Source organism: Actinacidiphila alni (genome assembly GCF_900112845.1).
GTDB lineage: Bacteria > Actinomycetota > Actinomycetes > Streptomycetales > Streptomycetaceae > Actinacidiphila > Actinacidiphila alni.
The window spans coordinates 83885-109889 of record NZ_FONG01000020.1 but is presented as its reverse complement, the minus strand read 5'-3'; the positions used below and the strand labels follow the sequence as shown (position 1 = coordinate 109889).

At 73.1% G+C, this 26005-nt stretch carries 22 protein-coding genes; 19 read left to right on the top strand and 3 right to left on the bottom strand.

The window, feature by feature from the left end:
* Together nhaA and BM076_RS27665 are read right to left on the bottom strand one after the other, a co-directional pair.
* Positions 1-1290 (bottom strand): Na+/H+ antiporter NhaA, encoded by a 1290-nt coding sequence (gene nhaA / locus BM076_RS27670; protein ID WP_093716446.1) that lies wholly within the window; start codon positions 1288-1290, stop codon positions 1-3.
* A gap of 187 nt (positions 1291-1477) precedes the next feature.
* Positions 1478-3430, bottom strand: coding sequence for a BTAD domain-containing putative transcriptional regulator (locus tag BM076_RS27665; protein ID WP_093716445.1), 1953 nt, complete (start codon positions 3428-3430; stop codon positions 1478-1480).
* 205 nt (positions 3431-3635) lie between these two features.
* Here BM076_RS27665 and BM076_RS27660 point away from each other — a divergent pair, with 205 nt between their 5' ends.
* On the top strand, positions 3636-4514 hold the full coding sequence (locus BM076_RS27660; RefSeq protein WP_093716444.1) for an alpha/beta fold hydrolase: 879 nt from the start codon (positions 3636-3638) through the stop codon (positions 4512-4514).
* A 263-nt stretch (positions 4515-4777) separates the two neighbouring features.
* On the opposite strand, the gene BM076_RS27655 is transcribed toward BM076_RS27660, so the two are convergent.
* A complete protein-coding gene (locus tag BM076_RS27655) occupies positions 4778-5446 on the bottom strand; it encodes a GAF and ANTAR domain-containing protein (RefSeq protein WP_245796438.1) in 669 nt (222 codons plus the stop codon).
* Positions 5447-5706: 260 nt separating this feature from the next.
* On the opposite strand from BM076_RS27655, the gene BM076_RS27650 reads away from it, so the two are divergent.
* From BM076_RS27650 to BM076_RS27565, 18 genes are all read left to right on the top strand, one after another.
* Positions 5707-7059, top strand: a complete 1353-nt coding sequence (locus BM076_RS27650) for an ANTAR domain-containing protein (protein ID WP_143120657.1) — start codon at positions 5707-5709, stop codon at positions 7057-7059.
* Between the two features lie 167 nt (positions 7060-7226).
* Complete coding sequence (locus tag BM076_RS27645) at positions 7227-8504, top strand: GAF and ANTAR domain-containing protein (protein WP_093716441.1); 1278 nt, start codon at positions 7227-7229, stop codon at positions 8502-8504.
* Positions 8505-8679: 175 nt separating this feature from the next.
* Positions 8680-10308: a cytochrome bc1 complex cytochrome b subunit gene (gene qcrB / locus BM076_RS27640; protein ID WP_093716495.1), complete on the top strand. Its 1629-nt coding sequence runs from the start codon at positions 8680-8682 to the stop codon at positions 10306-10308.
* Positions 10305-12035 (top strand): aa3-type cytochrome oxidase subunit I, encoded by a 1731-nt coding sequence (gene ctaD / locus BM076_RS27635; protein ID WP_093716440.1) that lies wholly within the window; start codon positions 10305-10307, stop codon positions 12033-12035. The genes qcrB and ctaD overlap by 4 nt, the downstream gene beginning before the upstream one ends.
* Entirely contained in the window at positions 12032-12424 is a 393-nt protein-coding gene (gene ctaF / locus BM076_RS27630; RefSeq protein WP_093716439.1) for an aa3-type cytochrome oxidase subunit IV, read from the top strand. The genes ctaD and ctaF overlap by 4 nt, the downstream gene beginning before the upstream one ends.
* An 89-nt stretch (positions 12425-12513) precedes the next feature.
* Positions 12514-12939 carry an SsgA family sporulation/cell division regulator gene (locus BM076_RS27625; protein ID WP_093716438.1) on the top strand — a complete coding sequence of 142 codons (426 nt, stop codon included), beginning with the start codon at positions 12514-12516 and terminating at the stop codon, positions 12937-12939.
* Positions 12940-13166: 227 nt separating this feature from the next.
* Positions 13167-14144, top strand: coding sequence for an NAD-dependent epimerase/dehydratase family protein (locus BM076_RS27620; protein ID WP_177246648.1), 978 nt, complete (start codon positions 13167-13169; stop codon positions 14142-14144).
* Between the two features lie 108 nt (positions 14145-14252).
* Positions 14253-15884 carry a carbamoyltransferase family protein gene (locus BM076_RS27615; RefSeq protein WP_093716437.1) on the top strand — a complete coding sequence of 544 codons (1632 nt, stop codon included), beginning with the start codon at positions 14253-14255 and terminating at the stop codon, positions 15882-15884.
* Positions 15881-16894: a glycosyltransferase family 2 protein gene (locus BM076_RS27610; RefSeq protein WP_093716436.1), complete on the top strand. Its 1014-nt coding sequence runs from the start codon at positions 15881-15883 to the stop codon at positions 16892-16894. The genes BM076_RS27615 and BM076_RS27610 overlap by 4 nt, the downstream gene beginning before the upstream one ends.
* Positions 16891-17454, top strand: coding sequence for a D-glycero-alpha-D-manno-heptose-1,7-bisphosphate 7-phosphatase (locus BM076_RS27605; protein WP_093716435.1), 564 nt, complete (start codon positions 16891-16893; stop codon positions 17452-17454). Before BM076_RS27610 ends, BM076_RS27605 begins: the two co-directional genes overlap by 4 nt.
* Positions 17451-18458 carry a glycosyltransferase family 9 protein gene (locus BM076_RS27600; RefSeq protein ID WP_093716434.1) on the top strand — a complete coding sequence of 336 codons (1008 nt, stop codon included), beginning with the start codon at positions 17451-17453 and terminating at the stop codon, positions 18456-18458. Before BM076_RS27605 ends, BM076_RS27600 begins: the two co-directional genes overlap by 4 nt.
* Complete coding sequence (locus tag BM076_RS27595; RefSeq protein ID WP_093716433.1) at positions 18455-19417, top strand: glycosyltransferase; 963 nt, start codon at positions 18455-18457, stop codon at positions 19415-19417. Before BM076_RS27600 ends, BM076_RS27595 begins: the two co-directional genes overlap by 4 nt.
* On the top strand, positions 19414-20697 hold the full coding sequence (locus BM076_RS27590) for a glycosyltransferase (RefSeq protein ID WP_093716432.1): 1284 nt from the start codon (positions 19414-19416) through the stop codon (positions 20695-20697). Before BM076_RS27595 ends, BM076_RS27590 begins: the two co-directional genes overlap by 4 nt.
* Positions 20694-21311: a D-sedoheptulose-7-phosphate isomerase gene (locus BM076_RS27585; protein WP_093716431.1), complete on the top strand. Its 618-nt coding sequence runs from the start codon at positions 20694-20696 to the stop codon at positions 21309-21311. The genes BM076_RS27590 and BM076_RS27585 overlap by 4 nt, the downstream gene beginning before the upstream one ends.
* Entirely contained in the window at positions 21308-23077 is a 1770-nt protein-coding gene (gene rfaE2 / locus BM076_RS27580) for a D-glycero-beta-D-manno-heptose 1-phosphate adenylyltransferase (RefSeq protein ID WP_093716430.1), read from the top strand. The genes BM076_RS27585 and rfaE2 overlap by 4 nt, the downstream gene beginning before the upstream one ends.
* Positions 23078-23171: 94 nt before the next feature.
* Positions 23172-24173, top strand: a complete 1002-nt coding sequence (locus BM076_RS27575) for a glycosyltransferase family 9 protein (protein ID WP_093716429.1) — start codon at positions 23172-23174, stop codon at positions 24171-24173.
* The gene (locus BM076_RS27570) at positions 24163-25101 is read left to right on the top strand and encodes a glycosyltransferase family 2 protein (RefSeq protein ID WP_093716428.1); all 939 of its coding nucleotides are present in this window, start codon (positions 24163-24165) and stop codon (positions 25099-25101) included. Before BM076_RS27575 ends, BM076_RS27570 begins: the two co-directional genes overlap by 11 nt.
* Positions 25098-25994 (top strand): glycosyltransferase family 2 protein, encoded by an 897-nt coding sequence (locus BM076_RS27565; RefSeq protein WP_093716427.1) that lies wholly within the window; start codon positions 25098-25100, stop codon positions 25992-25994. The genes BM076_RS27570 and BM076_RS27565 overlap by 4 nt, the downstream gene beginning before the upstream one ends.
* The last annotated feature ends 11 nt before the right edge of the window (positions 25995-26005 follow it).

Sequence of the window (26005 nt, the reverse complement as noted above, 5' to 3'; positions counted from 1 at the left end):
TCATTCGGTGGCTTCCACCTGTGCGCCCCTTGTTACGGTCGCGGTCGCGGCCAGACGGCGGTAGAGGCGGTCGCGCCAACGCAGGACGGTGGTCGCGAGCAGCGCCGAGGTGAGGGAGCCGAGCAGGATCGCCGTCTTGACGTGGTTCTCGCGTGGTGTGCCGGGGGTGAAGCTCAGCTCACCGACCAGCATGGAGACGGTGAAACCGACGCCGGCCAGCAGGGATATGCCCAGCACGTCCCACCAGGACAGGCCGGCGTCCAGGGTGGCGCGGGTGAAGCGGGCCAGCAGATACGTCGATCCGAACACCCCGATCAGCTTGCCCACGACCAGACCGAGACCCACGCCCAGGCCGACGGGATCGCGCAGGGTGGGGCCGAGGCCGCCGGACAGCGAGACGCCCGCCGAGACCAAGGAGAACAGCGGGACCACGAAGCCCGCGGAGACCGGGCGCCAGCGGTATTCGAAGCGCTCCGCGAGGCTGGTCCTCCCGCCCGGTCCCGACAGGGCGGGCACGGCGAAACCCAGCAGTACGCCGGCGATCGTGGCGTGGACGCCCGAGGCGTGCATCAGCGCCCACGCGCCCACGCCCAGCGGCCCGAGGATCCACCAGCGCGTGACACCGCGCCGGGCCAGCAGCCCGAAGACCGCGACGGCGGCGAAGGAGCCCAGCAGCGGCCAGAGGCTGATGTGCCCGGCGAAGACCACCGCGATCACGAGCACCGACAGCAGATCGTCCACCACGGCCAGCGTCAGCAGGAACGACCGCAGCCCCGAGGGGAGATGGGTGCTGACGACGGCGAGCACCGCCACCGCGAACGCGATGTCGGTGGCCATCGGAACCGCCCAGCCGTCCGGAGTCCCGCCCCTCATCGTGGTGTTGACCAGGAGGTAGACGATGACGGGGCCGATCATCCCGCCGACGGCCGCGAGGATCGGCAGCGCCGCCCGGCGCGGAGAGCGCAGGTCCCCGGCGACGAACTCCCGCTTCAGTTCCAGGCCCGTGACGAAGAAGAACACCGCCAGTAAACCGTCCGACGCCCACTGCCGCACGCTCAGGTGGAGATCGAGCCCGCGCGGTCCGAACGTCACGTCCGTGAACGAGGCGTAGCCGGACTTCCACGGCGAATTCGCCCAGACCAGCGCGACGACGGCACCGGCCAGGAGCAGCAGACCGCCCACGGTCTCACCGCGTAGAGCGACCGCGAGCGCCCGGGCCCCGGCCCGGTCCAGCCGCGCGAACAGTCGCAGGCCCGAACGGCGTTGGGACGGAGGCGGCGAGGCGGCCACAGGGAACTCCCGGGGAAGAGGGCAGGCAGAAGACCTCGCCGACCAGACTTCCCGGCACACCTTCGGTCACCTTAACGGGTCCTTGACGGCCGGCGCACCGGCCGGTCCACCTCACCGTTCCCGCGCGACAGGCGGGGCCCGCCGACGCGTGGTGTTCGTTATCCACCGCAAAATTTCTGACGAGCAGTCAATTCCCTTTGTTAGCGCAGCTTTCCGCCGCGTCGAGATAGCGCGCGACCGGGCCGAGGGTGAGCATGCCGCTGGCCGCGCCCGCGTGTTCGGCGGCGCACAGGCGCAAGGACTCGGCGGCGCGCGCGGCGATCGCCGGCTCGCCCAGGTGGGCGGCGGCGTGGGCGACCAGAGACCACATGGCCTCCTGGAGATGGTCGGGCGGCGGCTCGGGCGCACGGCGAAGGGCGGCGCGGGCATCGTCCGTACGGTCCTCGGCGAGCAGCAAGAGCGGGGCGGCCCAAGGGAGATACGGGCCCCAGTCGAGGCCGGGACCGGTCGGCGCGGGCCGGTCGTGCAGCAGGCGCAGGCCCAGCAGGGCCAGCGGGAGCAGGCCCCGGCGTACACCCGGCATGCCGGCCGTGGCGAGTGTGCCGTCGGCCACGCGGTACGCCTGCGCCGCGGCCGCCGGAGCGGGCCCGCCGGGTTCGGCGCTGCGCTCGGCCATGAGCCGGGCCCGGAACCACTGCGTGAAGACGGGCACGAGCCGGGACTCGTGCTCCGCGCCCAGCCGGTCCACCGCGCCCGCGTGCGCCTGCGCGGCCTCCCGGTCGCCGGCCGCCGAAGCGGACTGCAAGCGGATGAGCAGCCCCAGGATGGCGAAGGCCGGCAGCCCGGCCGAGGCGGACAGCGCGATCAGCTCCGCGCCGATCGCGTCCCTGCGCGGCGCGAGACCCGGGCGGCCGAAGGACTGGAGGAACACGCCGTCGAGCGCGAAGGCCAGCGCCGCGGGATCGCCGAGGTCCCGGGCCAGTACCTCGGCCTCCCGCGCGGCCCGCGCCGCGCGCTCCCGCTCCCGCGTCCCCAGGTCGCCGCTGCGGCTCTCGACCGCGACCGTGGCCAGCAGCCGGGCGCGCGACGCGGGATCGCCGCCGGGTCCGAGGCCCGCGAGCGCCCGTTCGGCCGCCGCCACGACGGCAGCGGCCTGCACGGGATCGTCGGCCCGCGCCCAGACCGCGGGCACGTCGTAGGCGCCGATCACCCGCGCGGTCAGCGCCACGTCGCCGGTACGCTCCGCCGCCCGCACGGCCGCGAGGCGATTGCGCCGCGACAGGACCAGCGCGTCGCCGCCGGCGAGGGCGACGGCGCGGGCGAGGTCCATGGTCGTCCGCGGGCCGAATCCGGCGCCGCCCGACGGCAGCGGCTGCGCCCCGGACGGTTCCAGGGCCGCGGACCGGGTAAGGATGTCCGTCTCCAGGCGGGCCAGTTCCGGCCCCGGATCGAGTCCCAGCCGCTCGGCCAGCATGGTCCGGGCCCTGCGGATCGCGGCCAGCGCGTCGGCCTGCCGCCCCGACCGGTACAGCGCGCGTGCCAGCAGCGCCCAGGCCGGCTCGCGCCACGGGTGCTCGGTGACATGCGCGCCGAGTTCCGCGACGAGCGCGGCACCGTCTCCCGCACCGCCGCCGTCCAGCAGCGCCCCCGCCCGTACTTCCACCGCCTCCAGCCGCAGCTCCTCCAGCCGGGCCCGCTCGCGCCGCACCCAGGGGGAGTCGGGCAGATCGGCGTAGGCGGTGCCGCGCCAGGACCGCAGGGCCTCCTCCAGCGCGCCGACGTCCTGCGGCGGGCGCCGCGCGGCGGTGAGCGCGTCCTCGAAACGGTGGACGTCCACGGCCGCGCGCGGCAGCCGCAGCGCGTAGCCGCTGCCTTCCGTGACGAGGATCCGCGGGGGCGTGCGCGGCGGCTGGCCGGGTTCAAGGGCGCGGCGCAGAGCGGCGACGAACGTCCGCAGCGCGCCCACCGCGCCGTCCGGCGGATCCGGCCACAGGTCCGCGACCAGGTCCTGCGTGGTGACCATTCGCCCCTCGGCAACCACCAGCCGCGCCAGCACCTCGCGCTGCCGCGGCCCGCCCAGCCGGACCGGACCGCCGCCGCCGTCCACGGCCCGCACGGCCCCCAGCACATCGATCCGCATGCCCTCATCCTCACCCACCGCCCCCGACCGCGCCGGACCGTACTGATCGGCTGCTGATCGAGTCCGTGCACGGTGGGGTGCGGCGGCGTCGGTGTTCGCCTTCGGCGGGCGGGACGGGCCGCCGGTAGCGGACCGGCGGACGGCCGGCGACCGTCACCCAACGACTCCCGCGCCCACCGGCGTACGGGACGCGAAAGGAAGCACCATGACCCCCACCATCCCCGGCTTCGAGAACACCACGCTGCCCGGTGCGGACGGCGTACGGCTCGCCGCCGCGGTCGGCGGCAGCGGCAGCCCGGTCGTGCTGCTGCACGGCTTTCCCGAGACGCACCTGATGTGGCGGCACGTGGCCGGACGGCTGGCCCGTACGCACACGGTGATCTGCCCCGACCTGCGCGGCTACGGAGCGAGCGACAAGCCGGCGGCGACCGGGCCGGAGGTGTACGCCAAGCGCGGCATGGCCGCCGACGTGGTGGCCGCGGCGGCGGCGCTCGGGCACGACCGTTTCGCGCTCGTCGGGCACGATCGCGGCGCGCTGGTCGCCTTCCGCGCCGGACTCGACCATCCCGAGACCGTGACGCACCTCGGCATCCTCGACATCGTGCCGACCCTCGACATGTGGCAGGTGCTGCGCGGGGTGTCGGCCGCGGTCGGCTACCACCTGTTCCTGATGGCCCAGCCGCCCGGCCTGCCGGAAACCATGATCGGCAACAGCGCGGACGCGTTCTTCGGGTCCTTCCTGGACGCCTGGGCGAAGGACCCGGCCGCGATCCCCGACGACGTACGGGCGGCCTACCTGCGGGCGAGCGCCGCGGCCGTACCGTCGATCGTCGCCGACTACCGCGCCTCCGCCGGGATCGACATCGCCCACGACCAGGCCGACCAGGACGCGGGCTCGCAGTTCGCCATGCCCGTCATGGTCGTGCAGCAGGACTGGGGCGCCCGGCTCGGCTACGACGCCGCCGAGGTGTGGCGGGCCTGGGCACCGGACCTGGACCACCGGCTCACCACCGCGGGCCACTTCATGGCCGAGGAGGCGCCCGACGAGATCACCGGGGCGATCCTCGACCTCCTGGCCCGCTGAGCAGCCGCCGGGCCGATCGGTTTCGCGCCGTAACCGCGTAGCCGGGGTGCCTCCGCGTTGCGACAGCCGGTCCGAGCCGTATCACCCGCCCGGACCGGCTGCGCCGGGGCTCACTGCCGAACCCCGGACCTGATGTGTTCAGCCTCGTATGACATGGGGGGTCGCGCGCACCGGGTGCCCCGCTGCGAGACATGAAACGTACGAGTGGAAGCTTGTCCGCACCGCGGCTTCGCGCCCCCGGGCGGTACGCGTGCGGGCGGGCCTCACGAGAGAGCCCCGGTGCGGCAGACGTGCTCGGCGACCGTCCTCAGCTTGACGTTCCTCTCCTGGGACCGGCGCCGCAGGGCGTCGAACGCCTCGGATTCGCTGAGCCGGTCACTGACCATGAGGATGCCCATCGCCTCGCCGATCACATGCCGCGTGAGGACGGCCTGCTCCAACTGGGCCCGGTTGTGGGCGCCCGCGACCGCGACCGCCGCGTGCGAGGCGAGCAGCCAGGCCGCGGTCTGGCTCGCCTCGGTGAAGGCACCGACGGTACGGGAGTACATGTTGAGCGCGCCGAAGTCCCCGTCCTCGGTGAACAGCAGAAAGCCCATCATGCTGGCGACCCCCAGATCATGGGCACGGGGCGCGAACAGCGGCCACCGTTCGCGCTGCCGGTCGTCGGTGAGGTCGGCGATCCGGTACACCTGCCCGGAGACGCTGGTGCGCGCCGCGTCGAAACAGGGGCCCTGCCCCAGCTCCTGCTGAAGCCGGTCGCAGCTGACCGCGAGCGGGTCGGTCGGCGCGAGGGTCCGGCTGTCCTTCCCTCGCAGCAGCAGGATGCCGGCGACTTCGCAGCCCTCGATCAGTTCCGTCGCCGAAGCGGTGACGCGGCCGAGGGTGTCGTCGACCGAGTGCTGGGCCAGCAGGTCGCGGGCCAGCGATGCCATGCGTTCGCCGTACTGCCGCCAATCCATAACAGTCTCCCGAACAAGCCGTGGACGGTGCTGCGAGTGCCCGTGCGCCACGCCCCGAAACCGCCCCCCGAGCCGGAGGCAGCGCGTCGCGCCCCCCGGGCGTGCGGGAGCCGTAGGATGGAGCGCGAGCGCGTGGCGCTCCGGCTGAGCGTATTCGCGCGGGGACGCGGCGGACACGATTGTGGGGTACGGAAGCGTTGCCCTCCCTTTTTGACCGAAGGTGAGGCGTCGACGTGCGCGGGAACATTGTGCGGTTGCGGGGCGGTGCGGGCTGGCTGTGGCTGGTCAGAGCCGGTGAGGCGCTGAACGGTCCGGTGAGCGGCTGGCCCGAGGGGATGCGCGACGAGGACGACGCCTGCCGGGGCGTCCTGCTGGATCTTTCCCGGACGAATCTGCTGTCGGCCGCCGCGGCCGGATCGACGATCGAGCGGATGGTCGTACTGCGGCAGCAGGGCCGTCGGGTCTGGCTCGCGGGCGTCGGCCCCGGGATCGAGCGCGTCCTGCGGCGGGCCGATCGCGACGATCTGCTCGCCACCGGGCGCCAGGACATACTGCAGCCGTCGGTGGAGGCGGCGCTGGCGGCCGCGGCCTCGGCGTATGCCGACGCGACGGACCTGGCGCACGCCATGGCCCGGCCGGACGGCGGCCACGCAAAAGCCACTCTCGTGGAGGTGGGCGGCGGCCCGCGCACCTGCGCGGGCGCCGGCGCCGGGCGGGAGGAAACCCGGTCCGGGCGCGAGATGCGGGACGGCCGCCGCAAGGCGCGCGGCCGACCGGTCGTGGCCCTGGCCGGCGGTGTGGTGGGCAGCCGCTACGGGCTCGACGGCGACGCGGCGCTGGAACTGCTGGTGGCGACCTCGCAGCGGCACAACATGAAACTGCGGGCACTCGCGGCGTCCGTGGCCATGGTCGTACCGCCGCAGCCGGGCGGGGCTCAGTGGTTCCCGGGGCGTTCGCGCCGCCCGGCGCCCGCCCTGTCGTTCCTCGAAGGGCGCCCGGTCGCGAAGGCGAACCCCTCGGAGGTGCTGGCCGCACTGCTGCGGTCGGTGCTCGAGGTCGCCTGGGCGGACATGGGCAACGCGCAACTGGCCGATCCGATGACCGGTGACCTGTGGATCGAGGCGCAACGGGGTCACTCCGAGGAGTTTCTGGACTACTTCGACTATGTGGCGGGTCCGGGCCACGCCTCGAAGGACCCCGCCGGCGACACGGACTCCGGGGCGCCGGCAGTCGACCGCTCCAGCAGCCATCTGGCCGCTGCGCGGGGCGTTCAGGTGGCGGTGCTGGACGTCCCCCACGACGCGCTGTACGACGCCCCGGGACAGGCCGTCATGCGCGACTCCGGTTCCGTGGCCTGCCACAGCGTCCCGATCGCGCTCCCCACCGGGGAGCTGCTCGGCATGGTGACCTGCCACTACCGGCACCCGGCCGCGATCAGCCGCGTGCTGGTCGCCGGACGTACGTACGCGCTGGACCACCCCGCGGGACAGGCCGCCGCCTGGCTGGACTGGTACCGGCGCACCATTGTCCTGGACGCGCTGGAGGACCTGCACACGCGGGCCCGCGCCTTGCGTGCGGGCGACTGAGCCCCGGGCGCCCGAGTCCCGGCCCCTCGTCCGTCGGATGGCGGATCTACGTCAACGCGGCATCGCGCTCACTTGATTTGTCGCCGCGCGGGCAGAAGGGTTGCCACGGAACGACGAACACCCGGTCAGGACGGCGGCCGATCCCCTTTCCCCGCCTGAGGTGTGTCATGAACCAGCGATCCGCGGGTCCCCGTAGCGGCAACGGGGCCCTGCACAACGGCCGCGCCGTGGCCGTCCGGCACGAGAGCGCTGTCGGCCGGCTCCCGGCCGGTGGGTCGCCGGATCCCGACGTCATGCTGCTGCCGCTCGTCGGAGCCCTGGACGCGTCGAACGTCGGTGATCTCGGCCGGCGGATCCGCCGGCATGTCGACGCGGCCCGGGCCGCGGGGGAAGGTCTCGTCCTCGACCTCGACGGCGTCGTCGTGTTCGGCGCGGCGGCCGCCGCCGCGGTCGGCGGCGCGCTCGGCGACGCGGACGGTGTCGCCGTCGCCGTGGCGGTGTCCGACGCCACCATCCGTGCCGTACTGCGCGCACGGGCACCGACGTTGGAGGTGTACGCCACCGTCGTGGACGCCGTCCGCGCCGTCTCCGCCCGGCCCGCGGGTCCCGCGCCCCGGGCGGACGCGCGCGTCCAGGACGAACTGGCCGCGCTGCGCGAGGAGGTGTACGGATTGCGGGCCCGTTCCCGGTCCCGCGGTCTGATCGGCGTCGCCCAGGGCATGGTGCTGGCCCGGTATGCGCTGCCCGACGCGGACAGCGCGCTGGCAGTGCTGCGGGAGTCCTCGCAGCACCACAACGTTCCGCTGCGGGCCTTCGCCTCCGCGGTGGTGTCGGCGCCGCCGCCGGCGGCGGACGGCCCGTGGTTCCCCCGCCGACGGCGCGCGCCGGCACCGCCCGCGGAATTCCTCACCGCCCGCGGCGTACGGCCCGACGAGCGCGGCAGGGCCCTGCAGGCCGCTGTCGAGGCGGCCGCCGACGGTACGGACGCCGACGCGGCGGCCCTGCATCTCGTCGACCCGGCGCGCGGCGGAGCACTGTTCCTCGAGGCGGACCGGCATCACGGCCCCGCCTACCGCGACGCCTATGCCCGGCTAGCCCCCGACGCCTCGGACACGGCCGTCACCGTGGCGCGTGCCCACAGCGCCGGTCGGCCCACGGCGGGCACCGAGGCCGCGCCGCTCTTCTTCGAACAGCGTTCCGCCGCACCGCTGTTCGCCTCGGTCTTCCACCGCGTGCACGCCGTTCCCCTGCTGTCCTCCGACGGCCGGTGCGTCGGCGTCCTCTCCGTGCAGCACATCGGCACCGACCGTCGGCTGACCCGCGCCGAAACCGGCCTGCTGGTCTCCCTGGCCGCCGACACCCACGCATGGCACAGCTGGTACCAGCGCACCGTGGTCCTCGACGCCCTCGAACGCCTGCACACACACGGCACCGGTCGTGGCTGACCCCGCCCTACCCGTACGGACCGGCTCCCGAACGGGCTGCTGAAAGCCACCGGAAAGACGTACGAATGCCGCGGGCGCATCCGGGCACTCGGCCCCCCGCCGTGGGCGCCCGCGGTGGGCGCGGCGGCCCCGGTGCCGCCGGCGTCGCGGTGTCGACCAGGGAGTGATGCGCATGCTGGTGTTCCGCCGACAGCGGTTGAGGACACGAGCTGTCGCACGGAACGCCGCCAGGACCGGCTTTGTCGTCATCGACCGCAGACTCCCGGTCGCGGTCAGCGCCAAGAGGCTGCTGCGCAAGGCGTTTCCCGACCACTGGAGCTTCCTGCTGGGGGAGTTGGCGCTCTACAGCTTCGTCGTGCTGCTGCTCACCGGCACCTGGCTGACGCTCTTCTTCGACGCCGGAACGACGCAAAGCACGTACCGTGGGTCGTACGCGCCGCTGCAAGGGCTGCCGGTCTCCGCCGCGTACGACTCCACCGTGCACATCAGTCTCGATGTCCGCGGTGGTCTGCTGATCCGGCAACTGCACCATTGGGCGGCACTGATCTTCGTCGCCGCCATCGCCGTGCACATGCTGCGGATCTTCTTCACCGGCGCCTTTCGCCGGCCGCGCGAGATCAACTGGATGATCGGTGTGACGCTCTTCCTGGTCACGCTGCTCGAAGGCTTCTGCGGCTATTCGCTCCCGGACGACCTGCTGTCCGGTACCGGGCTGCGCACCGCCAACACCATCGTGATGTCGATCCCGCTGGTCGGCAGCTATCTGGCGTTCTTCGTGTGGGGCGGGCCCTTCCCTGGGCACGTGCTCAACGGCCGCCTGTACATCCTGCACGTGCTCTTCGTGCCGGGACTGCTGATCGCGCTGATCACCGTGCATTTGATCCTGGTTTTCTACCTCAAGCACACCCAGTGGAGCGCACCCGGGCGCACCAACCGCAATGTCGTGGGACGCCCGCTCTTCCCGCACTTCGTCGCCAAGTCCACCGGCCTGTTCTTCCTTGTGTTCGGCGTCCTCGCCGTGCTCGCGGCCACGGTGCAGATCAATCCGGTGTGGGAGTACGGTCCCTACCGCGCCGACCAGGTGAGCACCGGAGCCCAGCCCGACTGGTACGTCGGCTTCCTGGAGGGCGCGCTTCGGCTGATGCCGCCCTGGGAGACGGCGGTCGCCGGGCACACCGTCATGTGGAACGTGCTGCTGCCCGCCGTGGTCCTGCCGGGCGTTCTCTTCCTCGCCCTCTACGGCTATCCGCTGTTCGAACGCTTTGTCACCGGTGACCGCGGCGAGCACCATCTGTGCGACCGCCCGCGCGACAGACCGACAAGAACGGCGCTGGGAGCGGCCGGGATCGTCTGGTACGCCGTCCTGCTCGCGGCCGGCGGCAATGATGTGACGGCCTTCTCCTTCCATCTGTCGGTGAACGCGCTGACGTGGCTCTTCCGGGTTCTGGTCGTCCTCGGCCCGGTCCTGGCGTTCGTGGTGACCAAGAGGATCTGCCTGGCGCTCCAGTCCCACGAACGACGGTTGCTGACGGAAGGTCAGGAAACCGGCGAGGTCGTCCAGAGCGTCTACGGCGCGCTGGAGCCCCGGCACGCCGATGTCGCACCCGAGCGGCTCTACCGCTTTCTGGTCCGCGACCTGCCGGTCCCCGAGCCCGCCCCCGGTCCGGACGCTCCGGCGCGCCGTCGCCTGCGGGCCGCGCTGAGCCGCTGGTACTACGGCCGCGGTGTCCGCCTGCCCATGACGCCCGAACAACGGCGCCACGTCGAGGAAGCACTCGCAGAACCGGAACGAGGAACGCGATGACGCGTACCGACGCACGGGCCGCATCGCCGGAGCCCGCGGGGCCCGACACCACCGAAGGCGCCGACCGGGGAAGCCGGCTGGGCGACCGGTTGCTGGACTACGTGACCACCACCGACCACAAGACGATCGGCGGCATGTATCTGGTGACGGCCTTCTGCTTCTTCCTCTTCGCGGGCCTGCTCGCCATGGGGATGCGGGCCGAACTGGCCCGGCCGGGACTTCAGTTGTGGAGCACGGGGCAGTACAACCAGCTCGTCACCATCCACGGCACCATCATGATGCTCCTGTTCGCCACGCCGATGTTCGCCGGCTTCGCCAACGCGATCATGCCTTTGCAGATCGGCGCGCCCGACGTGGCCTTCCCGCGGCTGAACGCGCTGACGTACTGGCTCTATCTGTTCGGCGCCCTGATCGTCGTCTCGGGTTTTCTGGTGCCGGGCGGTGCCGCCGCCTTCGGCTGGTTCGCCTACGCGCCGCTCAACAGCGCGATCCATTCGCCAGGAGCGGGCGGCGACCTGTGGGTGATGGGCCTGGTGCTGACCGGATTGAGCACCACCTTGGGATCGGTGAACTTCATCGCCACCATCGTCTGCCTGCGTGCCCCCGGCATGACGATGTTCCGGATGCCGATCTTCACCTGGAACATCCTGTTCACCTCGATCCTCGCGCTGCTGGCCTTCCCGGTGCTCACCGCGGCGCTGTTCGCCCTGGAGGCGGACCGGAAATTCGGTGCGCATGTCTTCGACGCGGCCAACGGCGGGGCCATTTTGTGGCAGCACCTCTTCTGGTTCTTCGGGCACCCCGAGGTGTACATCGTGGCTCTGCCGTTCTTCGGCGTGATCACCGAGATCATTCCGGTGTTCAGCCGCAAACCGACCTTCGGCTACATCGGCATGGTCGGCGCCACGATCGCCATCACCATGCTGTCCGCGACCGTGTGGGCCCACCACATGTTCGCCACCGGAATGGTGCTGCTGCCCTTCTTCTCCCTCATGTCGTTCCTCATCGCGGTACCCACCGGAGTGAAGTTCTTCAACTGGATCGGCACCATGTGGCACGGCACGCTCTCCTTCGAGACCCCGATGCTGTGGTCGCTCGGCTTTCTGACGACCTTTCTGCTCGGTGGCCTGAGTGGGGTCCTGCTCGCCTCGCCACCGCTGGACTTCCACGTCACCGACAGCTATTTCGTGGTGGCACACCTGCATTACGTGCTCTTCGGCACCGTCGTCTTCGCGATGTTCGGCGGCTTCTACTTCTGGTGGCCCAAATGGACCGGCCGGATGCTCGACGAACGGCTGGGCCGTATTCACTTCTGGACGCTCTTCGTCGGCTTCCAGACCACCTTCCTCGTCCAGCACTGGCTCGGCGAGAAGGGCATGCCGCGCAGATACGCCGACTACCTCGCAGCGGACGGCTTCACCACGCTCAACACCGTGTCGTCCATCGGTTCGTTCCTGCTGGGACTCTCGACGCTCCCGTTCCTCTACAACGTGTGGAAGACCTGGAGATACGCGCCGACGGTCGACGTGGACGACCCATGGGGATTCGGCCGTTCCCTGGAGTGGGCGACCTCCTGCCCGCCGCCGCGGCACAACTTCCACACGCTCCCCAAGGTCCGTTCCGACTCACCGGCATTCGACCTCCACCACCCGGAGGCCGCGCTGCTCGCACCCGCGACGCCGCCGGGCCGGCCCACCCCCGACCCGCACCAGGAGGCCGCGTCGTGAGGACCGAGTCGTATCTGTTCGGCGGCGTCGCCATGTTCTTCCTGATCACAGGAGTGGGTTACGGGCTGTGGTCGGGTCCGGAACCGGCGGGCACCGCGGCACTCGCCGTCGCCTTCGTCATGTCCGCGCTCGTCTCGTTCTTCTTCGACCAGACCTACCGGCGCCGCGGCTCCCGACCGGAGGACCGCAAGGATGCCGAGGTCATCGAGCGCGCCGGACCACTGGACTTCTTCCCCGCCCGCAGCGCCTACCCGCCGGTCGTCGGGGCCGGTGCCGCCCTTGCCGCGCTCGGCATCGTCTTCGGCCTGTGGCTCTTCCTCATCGGCTTCGGAGTCCTGGGCGCGGGCGTGGGCGGCATGGTCTTCCAGTACGCGCGCAGGGGTGAGTGAACCGTCCGCGCGTTTCGGCACGGTCCGGCACGGTACCCGGAAGGCGTGGGCGTCCGGCGGACGGGTGCCGAACCGGGAAGGTGGACAGCATGATCGAGGTGCCGGGGGACGGTGTGGTGACGGTCCGGACCACCGGGTGCCTCGACCTGCCCGGGGACGCGGCGGCACTGGTGGCCGCGGAACTCGTCTACCGGCCCCGGGACTGCTTCGCGGTGAATCTGCTGCTGCGCGGTCCCGACGGTGTGACCGTCGGCTGGACCTTCTCCTGGGAGCTGCTGAGCCAGGGCCTGCTCGGCCCGGTCGGCGACGGTGACATCAGAATCCGGCCGGAGAACGGGACCACACCCGTCATAGAGGTGCTGCTCGAACCCCACTGCGTGGCCGCCCGGATACGGTTCCCGGCCCGCGACATCGGCTATTTCATCAGCCGGGTCCGGGCCGCGGAAGCGCCCCGCGAGCGGCGCATAGCCGAGGCCCTCGACCGGGAACTGGCCTCGATCATGGAAGAGACGTAATGCCCGTCCCGCGGAGCGGGCCCCGGCCGCAGCCGCGCACGACGGGAGCCTGCCCCCGTTTTTTCCGGACAGCAGATTTCAGGGGTTAGAGCCAACTCGGCCAGGGCACTCGCCATCGCGAGCCCGTCGAGACCACGGCGGCAGCACTGCGCACCCCGACAACGGCCGTGTCCCATGTTCCGGCCCGGGGCGCGGGGAATTCCTGAAATCCGATGAAGGGCCGATCCATGCCGTCCATGACCGCGCCCGCACCCTGGCGCCGGGCCCTGGTGACCGGGGGAGCGGGATTCCTCGGATCGCATCTGTGCGAGCAGCTGCTGGATTCGGGTGTCGACGTCGACTGCGCCGACAATCTGCTGTCCGGTTCGCCCGACAACATCGCCCATCTCACCGGGCGGCCCGGCTTTCGCTTCGTGGAGTGCGATCTCAGCTCGCCCGACAGCGTGAGCGTGCTTCCAGGACCGTACGACCTCGTACTGCACTTCGCGTGCCCCGCCTCGCCCGCCGACTACCTGGGGCATCCGCTGGAAACGCTCGACGTGGGCAGTTTCGGCACCCGGCACGCTCTGGCGATCGCGCACCGCGACTGCGGTCGCTTCCTGCTCGCCTCCACCTCGGAGGTCTACGGCGATCCCTTGGTGCATCCGCAGCGCGAGGACTACTGGGGCAACGTCAACCCGGTCGGGCCGCGCAGCGTGTACGACGAATCGAAGCGCTTCGCGGAGGCCCTGGTAACCGCGCATGTGCGCACCTTCGGGAGCAACGCGGGCATCGTCCGGCTGTTCAACAGCTACGGCCCCCGGATGCGCGCCGACGACGGGCGGGCGGTGCCCACCTTCATCAGCCAGGCGCTGGCCGGCGAACCGGTCACCGTCTCCGGCGACGGCAGCCAGACCCGGACGCTGTGCTACGTGGACGACACCATCGCGGGCATCCTGGCGGTCGCCGCCAGCCGTTCGGTGCGCCCGGTGAACATCGGCGGCACCGACGAGACCAGCGTGCTGGACATCGCCCGGCAGGTGGTGGACCTGACCGGCTCCCGGTCGGAGCTGGCGTTCGTGGAACGGCCCGCGGACGACCCCGAAAGGCGCCGGCCGGACATCACCGTGGCCCGCGAACTGCTGCGCTGGGAACCACACGTGCCGTGGACCGAGGGCATCAAGCGGACGATCGCGTACTTCGCGGACCATCCGCGAGCGGCGTGAGCCGAGCCGCACCGGGATGCCCGTACGGGGCGGCGCCGTCCACCTGACCGGTTCACAGCAATCGAAGCACCCGTAGGTCCCGACCCGCCCGAGGAAGGGGAGACATCGATGCGAGTCCTGGGAATCAACGCGCTCTTCCACGATCCCGCCGCGGCCCTGGTCGTCGACGGCCATGTCGTGGCGGCTGCCGAGGAGGAACGTTTCAGCCGCCGTAAGCACGGCAAACGGCCGATCCCCTTCTCCGCCTGGGAGCTTCCCGAACTGTCGGCCCGCTGGTGCCTGCGGCAGGCGGGGCTCACACCCGGTGACCTGGACGCGGTCGCGTACTCTTACGACCCCGCGCTCGCCCGGCCCGCCGACGAACTCGGCCTGCACGACCCCTGGGACCACCTCCGCCAGGACTACGCCCGCCGGGCACCGGACTTCCTCGCCGAAGCACTGCCCGGCCTCACGCCCGACAAAGTGCGCTTCGTCCCCCACCACGTGGCGCACGCCGCGTCCGCCGGCCTCGCCTCACCGCACGGCGACTGTGCCGTCCTGGTCCTCGACGGCCGCGGGGAGTGCGCCTCCCACCTGGCGGGCCGCTACCGCGACGGACACCTCACCGTCCTGGACACCCAGGAACTGCCCGATTCCGTCGGTCTGTTCTATGAGGACGCCACCCAGCACCTCGGATTCCTGCGCAGCAGCGACGAGTTCAAGGTCATGGCGCTCGCCTCCTATGGCACACCGCGCTTCAGCGACCGTCTACGGGAGTACGTGCACGCCGAGGGCGACGGCTTCCGGGCCGGTACCGTGCCATGGGCCGACCTCGTGCCCGCCCGGGAACCGGACGGGACCTGGACGCGGGAGCACGCCGATCTCGCGGCGAGCGCCCAACTCTGCCTGGAAGAAGTGATCCTGGGTCTCGCCCGCGGCCTGCACGCGCGTATGGGCGAGCAGACGCTGGCGCTGGCCGGCGGCGTCGCGCTCAACTGCGTGGCCAACACTCGGATCCACCGGGAGACGCCGTTCGAGAACGTGTGGGTGCAGCCCGCGGCCGGGGACGCCGGCACCGCGCTCGGGGCGGCCCTGCATGTCGCGCGCGAGCACGAAGAGACCCATCCGATGCCGACTGCGGCGCTCGGCCGCGGCTGGAGCGATGACGAACTGCGCGGCTGGCTGGACCGCGCGGCCGTGCCGTACGAAGAACCCGACGACATCGCCGAGACGGTGGCCGCGGAACTCGCGGGCAACGGCGTCGTGGCCTGGTTCCAGGGCCGCGCCGAGTACGGCCCGCGGGCGCTCGGCCACCGCTCGCTGCTGGCCCACCCCGGCCACGCCGACAATCTTGAACGGCTCAACGCCGTCAAGGGGCGTGAGGAATTCCGGCCCGTCGCCCCCATGGTTCTGGCCGACCGGGCGGCCGAGCTGTTCGACGGCCCGCTGCCGAGCCCGTACATGCTCTTCGTCCACGACGTCGACGCCGCTTGGCGGGAGCGGATACCGGCCGTGGTCCACGTGGACGGCACCGCCCGCATCCAGACCGTCGACCCGGCCGCGGAACCTCTCGTCGCCCGCATGCTGAGCGCGTTCGAGGCGCGCACCGGACTGCCCGTGGTGGTCAACACCAGCCTGAACACCGCCGGCCGCCCCATGGTCGACGATCCGCGGGACGCCCTGGAGTGCTTCGGCTCCGCGCCCGTCGACCTGCTGGCGCTCGGCCCCTTTGCCGTCCGCCGGAAGGAGCTTTTCGCATGACCACCCGGCACTCCTCCGCCACCGCCCCCGCGTACGCCGTCGTCATCCCCACCATCGGCCGTCCGTGCCTCGCCGACTGCCTGCGGGCCCTGGCGGCATCAGAGGGACCCGGACCCGCCGAGATCGTCGTCGTCGACGACCGGCGCGACGCCACCGCCGGGCTTCCGCTGGAAGCCGCGGGAGACCTGCGCCCCCGGCTGCGCGTCGCCGGGAGCGGCGGCCGGGGCCCGGCGGCAGCCCGCAACACCGGACTGCGCGCCGTTACCGCGCCATGGGTGGTCTTCCTCGACGACGACGTCCGTGTGCTGCCCGACTGGCGGCGGCGCTTGGCCGGCGACCTGCTGGCCGCCGACGCGCGGACCGGGGGAGTGCAGGGCGTCCTTCAGGTGCCGTTGCCGCCCGGCCGCAGGCCCACCGACTGGGAACGCGGCACCGCCGGACTCGAGGCCGCGTCCTGGGCGACCGCCGACATGGCTTACCGGGCATCGGCGCTGACAGCCGTCGACGGCTTCGACGAGCGATTCCCGCGCGCCTTCCGGGAGGACGCCGACCTCGCGCTGCGTGTGCTCGACGCGGGCTGGAGCTTGTGCCGCGGCGACCGTGTCACCCAGCACCCGGTCCGGCCCGCGGACCGCTGGGCCTCGGTGCGCGCCCAACGCGGCAACGCGGACGACGCGTTGATGACCGCACTGCACGGGCCCGACTGGTGGAGCCGTGCCAGGGCACCTCGTGGCCGACTGCGCCGGCACACGGCGGTCACTGCCGCGGCCCTGACCGCATCCCTGCTCGCACTGTCCGGGCGCCGCACGGGCGCCGCGGTCTGCGCGGCGCTCTGGGCGCTGGGCACCGCCGAATTCGCGTGGGCCAGGATCGCGCCGGGACCGCGCACCGGCCAGGAGGTCACCACGATGCTGGCCACCAGCGTGGTGATCCCGCCGCTCGCGGTCGCCCACCGCGCCGCCGGAGCCGTACGGCACAGGGGCGCCGCACCGCTGGGACGGGTCGCATGACCGGGACCGCGCGGCCGGTCGCCGTGCTCTTCGACCGGGACGGCACGCTGATCCACGACGTTCCGTACAACGCCGACCCGGACCTCGTCCGCCCCATGCCCTACGCGGCCGAGGCGCTGCGGCTGCTGCACGCCGAGGGTATCGCGACCGGCGTCGTCAGCAATCAGTCCGGCATCGGGCGCGGCCTCCTCACGGCGGACCAGGTACGCCGCGTCAATGCCCGGGTGGACGCCCTGCTCGGCCCCTTCGGTACCTGGGAAGTGTGCCCGCACCGCCCGGCCGCCGGCTGCACCTGCCGCAAACCGGAACCAGGACTCGTCCTGCGGGCGGCGCACCGGCTCGGCGTCCGGCCCCGCGACTGCGCCGTGATCGGCGACATCGGCGCCGATCTGCTGGCCGCCCGCGCGGCCGGTGCCCACGGCGTCATCGTGCCGACGCTGGCCACGCGGTGGGACGAGTACGCCGACGAGCCCGACGCCGCGCCGGACATCCTCACCGCCGTACAAAGCCTGCTGTCGATAGGCCCCGACCAGGAGCAGGCGGGCGGTGGGCCGTCATGAGGGCCCTCGTCGTACGCCTGGACAGCTTCGGAGACGTGCTGCTGGCCGGGCCCGCCGTACGCGCCGTCGCGGAGCACGCCGACCAGGTGACGCTGCTGTGCGGGCCGCTCGGCGAGGCCGCGGGCCGGCTGCTGCCCGGGGTGGACGACGTCAAGGTGTGGCGGGCGCCGTGGGAGGGCGTGAGCCCGCCCGGCGTGGAGGAGGCCGACATCGACGGCCTTGTCCGGCGGCTGCGCGATGCCCGCTTCGACACCGCCCTCGTCCTCACGTCCTTCCACCAGAGCCCGCTGCCGACCGCGCTGGTGCTCCGGATGGCCGGTGTCGAGCGGATCGGCGCGGACAGCGCCGACCAGCCCGGCCGGCTGCTGGACGTCAGGCACCGGCGGCAGCCTGGCCGGCACGAGTGCGAGGCCGCCCTCGATACCGCGGCGGCCATGGGGTTCACTCCCAGGGCCGGGGACGACGGACGGCTGCGCGTCCTGCCGCCACCGGACACCACCACGCTCACCGGCAACGGCTCCTATCTCGTCTTCCACCCCGGAGCCAGCGCGCCCGCGCGCGCCTGGGGGCCGGAACGGTGCGCGGAAGCCATCGAGTCGCTCACTGACCACGGCCACCGGGTGATCGTCACCGGAGGCCCGGCGGAGACCGGGCTGACCCGGCGGGTCAGCGGCGCCGTGGCCGTCGACCTCGGCGGCAGGACCGACGCACGGACCCTGTCAGGAGTGCTGTACTTCGCCGACGCGGTCGTCTGCGGCAACTCCGGACCCGCACACCTCGCGGCGGCCGTCGGCACACCCGTGGTCTCCCTCTTCGCACCCGTCGTCCCCGCCGACCGCTGGCGGCCGTACGGCGTCCCGCATGTCCTGCTCGGCGACCAGGGGGCGTCGTGCGCCGACACCCGGGCCCGGCACTGCCCTGTCCCCGGCCACCCCTGCCTGACCGGCATCACACCGCACGACGTGGTGAGCGCCGTGCACAAACTCGTGCAGGAGACCCTATGAACATCCTCGTCTGGCATGTGCACGGCTCCTGGCTCACCTCGTTCGTCCAGGGTCCCCACACCTACCTCGTACCGGTGACGCCCGACCGCGGCCCCGACGGGCTCGGCCGCGCGCGGACCTGGGACTGGCCCGCCTCCGTGCGAGAGGTGTCGCCGGACGAGCTGCGGACGGCCGACATCGACCTCGTCGTGCTGCAACGGCCGCGCGAAGTGGAACTCGTACGGGCGTGGACCGGCCGCCGCCCGGGCATCGACCTGCCCGCGGTGTATGTCGAGCACAACACCCCGGCTGCGACACCGGCCACCCAACGGCACCCGCTCGCCGACCGCGACGACATCACGCTCGTGCACGTCACCCATTTCAACCACCTCATGTGGGACAACGGCCGGGCACCCACGACCGTGGTGGAGCACGGCGTGATCGACCCCGGTCCGCTGTGGACCGGGGAGGAGCGGCGCGCCGCGGTGGTCGTGAACGACCCCCTGCTGCGTGGCCGCGTCACCGGCACCGACCTGCTGCCGTCCTTCGCGGCGAGCGCACCGCTGAGCGTGTTCGGCATGCGCACCCAGGGGCTCGCCGACCGGCTCGGTCTGCCCGCCGACCGCTGCCGCACGCAGGATCTGCCGCAGCACCGGCTGCACCCGGCGATGGCGCGCTGCCGCCTCTACCTGCATCCGGTCCGGTGGACGTCACTCGGGCTGTCCCTGCTGGAGGCGATGTTCCTCGGCATGCCCGTCGTGGCCCTGGACACCACCGAGACCCGCGAAGCCGTACCCGAAGGCGCTGGCGTCGTCTCCAACCGCCTCGACATCCTGCGCGACGCTTGCCGCGACTACTTGGGCGACCACGGCCACGCCAGGAGAACGGGGGAGGGGGCCAGGGCCGCGGCCGTCGCCCGCTACGGAGTGCGGCGCTTCCTGGACGACTGGGAACAACTGACGAAAGAGGTCACGCGATGACGTACACGTACTCCGCCCGCGGCCGGATCGCCATGGTGTCCGAGCACGCCAGCCCGCTCGCCGCCCTCGGCGGGCCCGACGCCGGCGGGCAGAACGTTTATGTGGCGCGGCTGGCCGAGCAGTTGGCGGCCCGCGGCCACGAAGTGACCGTATACACCCGGCGTGACGATCCGGAACTGCCCGAGCGGATGACGATCGGCGACGGCGTGCGGCTCGTGCACGTCACGGCGGGCCCGGCCACACACATGCCCAAGGACGAACTCCTCTGCCACATGCCGGAGTTCGGCGACCGGCTGGCCGCGTACTGGCACGAGGAGCGGCCCGATGTGGCGCACGCCCACTTCTGGATGTCGGGCACCGCCGCTCTTGCCGGTGCGGCGGGCCTGGGCGTCCCCGTCGTCCAGACCTTCCACGCCCTCGGCACCGTGAAGCGGCGCTACCAGGGCGCGGCCGACACCAGCCCCGCCGAACGGATCGCCGTGGAACGGCGGATCGGCCGCGAGTGCGCCCGTGTCCTGGCCACCTGCTCCGACGAGGTCGCGGAACTGGGCGCCATGGGAGTGCCGGAGAACCGGATCTCCGTCGTGCCGTGCGGGGTCGATCCCGCGGACTTCGCGCCGGTCATCGGCCGCCGGTCCGACACCGCCCGTGCCCCGGACCGTGACCGGCGCCGCCAGGTGCTGACCGTCGGCAGACTCGTTCCCCGCAAGGGCTTCGACCGGGCGATCCGCGCGATGGCCGAGATCCCCGACGCGGAACTGCTCATCGCGGGCGGGCCCGCGCACGACCTGCTCTTCGCCGACCCGGAGGCCGAGCGGCTGCGCAAGATCGCCGCGGACTTCGGCGTGGAGGACCGGGTACGGCTGCTCGGCGGGGTCGACCACGACGACATGCCGCGGCTGATGTCGGAGGCCGACCTCGTGCTGTCCGTGCCCAGTTACGAACCCTTCGGGATCGTCCCGATCGAGGCGATGGCGTGCAGGACACCGGTTGTCGCGACCGCCGTCGGCGGACAGCTCGACACAGTCGTCGACGGCGTCACCGGCACATGGGTCGGGTCCGACGCGGAAGGCGGCGCGGTCCCGGGCGGACGCGGCGGCGACAGCCTCGGCCGGGTCGTCCGTGACCTGCTCGGCGATCCCGCACGGCTCGCCCGGTACGGCGCCGCGGGCCGCAGGCGGGTGCTCGGCCACTACACCTGGAGCCGGGTGGCGGACGGGATCGCCGGTGTCTACGGCGATGTGTCCGGTGCCCCTTCCCTGGCAGGAGGCACACGATGAGAACGGCGACCGATCTTCGGCACTGCGACGACCTGAAGACCGCACTGGACGAATTCCGCACCTCCTGCTCGCTGACCCGGCGCTGGGGCGTGGACCTGGCGGACGCGCTGAGGGGCGGCGCCAGACTACTGGTGGCGGGCAACGGCGGCAGCGCGGCCCAGGCCCAGCACCTCACCGCCGAACTCGTCGGCCGCTACCGGGACGACCGGCCGCCGTTCTCCGCGCTGGCGCTGCACGCGGACACCTCGTCCACCACAGCGATCGCCAACGACTACGGCGTGCAGGAGGTCTTCGCGCGCCAGGTCCGCGCACACGGCCGAGCCGGTGACGTGCTCATGCTGCTGTCCACCAGCGGTGCGAGCGCGAATCTGCTGGCTGCGGCCGACGCCGCCCGGCGGACCGGCATGCGGGTCTGGGCGCTCACCGGCCCGTCGCCCAATCCGCTCGCTGCGGCGGCCGACCAGACGCTGAGTGTGAGTGCGCCCGCCACCGCCACGGTGCAGGAAATCCACCTCGTCGCGGTCCACATGATCTGCGAAGCCTTCGACGAACGGGCCGGCGTCGGAGCCGCGCGCGGGCGGCCCCGCGCGTCAGGGCGGGGGGACGGCTCATGACCGGGCGTACACCGCTGCTGGTTGTCGGCGACGCCTTGCTCGACCACGACCTGTCCGGGCGGGCCGACCGGCTCGCCCCTGACGCGCCCGTGCCGGTCGTGAGCGGGGCCGCCCGGTCGGTCCGGCCCGGCGGAGCCGCGCTCGCCGCCTGGCTGGCCGCGGGCGACGGGCGCGAGGTCACGCTGGTCACCGCGCTCGGCGACGACGCGTCGAGCCACGAGGTGCGGCGGCTGCTCGCCGGCCGCGTCGAACTGGTCGAACTGCCGCTCAACGGCGGCCTCTCGACCAAGACCCGTATCCTGGCCCGCGGTCGGCCCGTCGTCCGTCTCGACGACGGTGACGGCCGCGCCGGTGCCGCCACCGCCCGTGCCTGCGCCGCCGTCGCCGCGGCCCACGCCGTCCTCGTCTCCGACTACGGCCGCGGCACCGCGGACGCCCTCCGCCCCGACCTGCACCGAGCGGCGACCCGCGCCCCCCTGGTCTGGGACCCGCACCCCCGCGGCGCCCCACTGGTCCCCGGCACTCGCTTGGCCACCCCGTCGGCCACCGAGGCCCACGCCTTCGCCGGTGAGGAGGACGGCGGATCCGGACCTGTGCGGAGGGACGCGGCGGCGCGCGGTGGCGGATCGGGTACCGAAACGGCCGGATCGGGTGCGATCGGATCCGATACGGCCGGATCGGAAGGGGCCGGATCCGATATGGCCGTCGGCCTGCGGGACGACCTCGGCTCATCCGGTCGGTCCGGAGCCTTGGAGCGGACTTCCCCGGCGTGGGACGTAGCGGTGCCGGGCGTCCCTGCGGCTACGGCATGGGCCGGTTCGCGCGGCGACCGCCCGGACGGCGACGGTGCCGCGGGCGCGCTGCGGGCTGCCGCGCGGGACGCTCATGTGCTGGTCGCACGGTGGCGCGTCACATCGGTCGTCGTGACCCTCGCCGAATACGGCGCGTTGCTGTCGCACGGGGAGGCGCCGCTGCTCGTGCCGACACCGCGGCGGGCGCACGGCGACGCCTGCGGGGCGGGCGACCGCTTCGCGGCGACGGCCGCCTGCCTGCTGGCCGATGGCGCACTGACCGAGACGGCCGTGCGTGGCGCCGTCGAGGCGGCCACTGACTACGTCGCGGCGGGCGGCGCCGGATCGGTGTCGTCGGCCGCCGAAGGACGCGAACCGGCCGCGGGCGACGTATCCGCCCTCGACGTCGGCGGCGAACCCGGTCCCGCCGAGGTCGTGACGCGGGTGCACCGCGCCGGCGGCACCGTGGTGGCGGCCGGCGGCTGCTTCGACCTCCTGCACGCCGGGCATGTTGGCATGCTCCAAGCGGCGCGCCGCGCGGGCGACTTCCTCGTGGTGTGCCTCAACTCCGACGCATCCGTCCGCCGGCGCAAAGGTCCGGGGCGTCCCCTGGTCCCGTGCGCCGACCGGATGCGCGTGCTCCGGGCACTCGAATGCGTCGACGCCGTCGCCGTCTTCGACGAGGACACGCCCGAACGGCTGCTCGCCGAACTCCGCCCCGACATATGGGTCAAGGGCGCCGACTACGCCCGCGGCAGCCTCCCCGAGACGGCACTCGTCGAGAGCTGGGGCGGCCAAGTCGTCCTGCTGCCCTACCTCGACGGCCGGTCCACCACCCGCATCGCCCGCCGCGCGGCCGAAGACCGTACGCCCTCGGTGCCCGTCGACAACGCCCGCGCGCCGCAGCCGCCCGCCTCCGGCGCACGGGTGGTCGACCGTACCGCTCCGACCGGCGGCCAGGAGCGGTCGTCGTGAGCGGGACGGATCCGAAGCGGACGCGGAGAACTCGGTCCCTTACACCGGAGGCGTGGGCGGGCCACCGCAGGAGTGGACGTCAGGAGCGGCCGTCATGAGGCGACGGAGGCCGGTCCGGGCGCGGCGCCTGCTGGTGCTGCGGGCCCTCGGGCTCGGGGACCTGCTGGCCGGGGTGCCGGCCCTGCGCGGCCTGCGGCGGGCGTTCCCGGCGCACGAACTCGTCCTCGCCGCGCCCGAGGGGCTGCGCGAGGCCGCGGCCGCGACCGAGGCGGTCGACACCGTCTTTCCGGCCGAGGCACCAGGTCGCGGCGTGCCGTCACTGCGGCACTGGACCGGACCGCCGCCCGATGTCGCCGTCGATCTGCACGGCAACGGACCCGAGAGCCACCGTGCGCTCGCCGAGCTTGACCCGCGCCGCCTGCTCTCGTTCGCCCGGCCGGGCACCCCGCCGGACACGGCCCCGCGACGGCGCTCCGACGAGCACGAACGCACGCGCTGGTGCCGCTTGCTGTGGGCGTACGGTATCCCGGCCGACCCGTCCGACCTGCGGCTTCGGCTTCCGACCGAGCCGTCACCCGTACCGGACGCGGTGGTCGTCCACCCGGGGGCGAACGCCGCGGCGCGGCGCTGGCCCGCATGGCGCTATGCCGCCGTCGTACGGCAGTTGCGCGCCGCGGGCCTGCGCGTCGTCGTCAGCGGCGGACCGGGTGACGGGCCGACGCTCGACGAGGTCGGCGAGCGTGCCTGGCTCACCGGTGAGGACTTCGCGTACGACCTGCCCTTCGCGCGGTTCGCCGCGCTCGTGGCGCACGCCGCGGTGTTCGTCAGCGCGGACACCGGACCCGCGCATCTCGCGGTGGCGTACGGCACGCCCTCGGTCACCCTCTTCGGACCGGTCGCCCCCCGGCTGTGGGGCCCGCCGCCTGACAAGCGGCACACCGTGCTCTGGCACGAGGGTGCCCCCGGCGACCCCAACGGCCGCCGCCCGGACCGGTCACTGCTGCGTGTCCGTGTCGCCGAGGTCGTCGATGCCGCGCTCGCCCGGGTGCGGGAGCCCGCCGTACCGGGGCCGGGGGGCCTGCGCCATGTCCGATGACACCGGGCACGCCCGGCCCACGCCGTACGCCGCCCCCGCCGCCGATCCACGCACGACGGTCGCGATGATCACCCGGAACCGCCGGGAGAGCGTGCTGTGCGTGCTCGACCGGCTGGCCGACCTGCCCGAGCGGCCGCCTGTCATCGTCGTGGACAACGCGTCGCAGGACGGCACGGCCGCCGCGGCGCGCGCCCACCGGGCGGGCGCGCGCGTCCTGGCCCCCGGGCGCAACACCGGCGCCCTCGGCCGCAATCTCGCGGTACGCCACGCCGTCACGCCGTACGTCGCCTTCAGTGACGACGATTCCTGGTGGACGCCAGGCGCCCTGCGCGCCGCGGCCGACCTGCTGGACGCCCACCCGCGGCTCGGACTGCTGGCCGCCCGTACCGTTGTCGGCCCCGAACGGAGCGAGGATCCGCTCAACGCGGCCCTTGCCGGCTCGCCGCTGCCACCCGCCGCCGACCTGCCCGGCCGGCCCGTCCTGGGCTTCCTCGGCTGCGCCTGCGTCGTGCGCCGCACGGCGTTCCTCGACGCCGGAGGCTATCACGGAGTCCTCTTCTTCGGCGCGGAGGAGACGCTGCTCGCTTACGACCTTGCCGCGCGTGGCTGGGGCCTGTCCTATGTGCCGACGGTGATCGCGCGCCACGACCCCGACTCCGGCGCGCGGCCCGGCCGTTCGGCGCTACTGCGGCGCAACGCCCTGCTCACCGACTGGCTGCGGCGACCGCTTCGCCTCGCGCTGAGAAGGACTGTGCGGCTCGCCGTGCGCGCGGCGGCGGGCGACCCGGACTCCGTGAGCGCGCTGCACGGAGTCCTCGCCCGGCTGCCCAAGGCGCTGCGCCGGCGCAGGGCACTGCCCCTCGCCGTCGAGAAGGCGGCACGCTGCCTGGACGAGCACCGGGACCGTACCGGAGGGCGGACGCGATGACCGACGACCGGCTGACCGTCGTGGTGATCACGCGCGACCGACGCGCCGAACTCCTCCGTACGCTGCGGCTGTTGACGCGGCTGCCGGAACATCCGCGGGTGATTGTCACCGACAACGCCTCGGGCGACGGTACTCCGGAAGCGGTGGAGCGCCACTTCCCCGGCGTGACGCTGCTGCGCGCGGACCGCAATCTGGGCGCGGTGGGCCGCAATGTCGCCGTCCGCCGCGTACGCACGCCCTATGTGGCCTTCTGTGACGACGACACCTGGTGGGAGCCGGGTTCGCTGCGCCGCGCCGCGGATCTCCTGGACGCGGCCCCCGGCCTGGCAGGAGTCAACGCCCGGATTGTCGTGGAACCTGCAGGTGCCGAGGATCCGGTGGTCGGCGATCTCCGTGATTCACCCCTGACGGGCCCGAGTTGGCTGCCGGGCCCGGCGATCGGCTCCTTCCTGGCGGCGGCCACGGTGCTGCGCGTGACCGCCTTCCGTCAGGCGGGCGGCTTCCACCCAGGGCTCTGGCTCGGCGGGGAGGAGGAGCTGCTGGCCACCGATCTGCGCCGCGCGGGCTGGGAGCTGTGCTATGTACCGGAGTTGACGATCCATCACGCGGCCTCGGCGGTCCGCGACAGCACCGCACGCCGCGTCGTGGGTTTGCGCAACACCCTGTGGTTCACCTGGCTGCGGCGTCCGTGGCGCTCCGCGCTGCGCCGCACCTGGGAGCTGCTGCGTACGGTGCCGCGGGACGCGGCGTCGGTGCGGGCCTTCGCGTACGCGCTGGCGGGACTTCCCTGGGTGTTGGCCCGGCGCGACCCGGTTCCGGCCGCCATCGAGGCGGACCTGGCCGCCTTGGAACGCGCTCGCCGGACGTCCGAGGCGCGCCGCTACATCGGCTGACGCGGCAAATG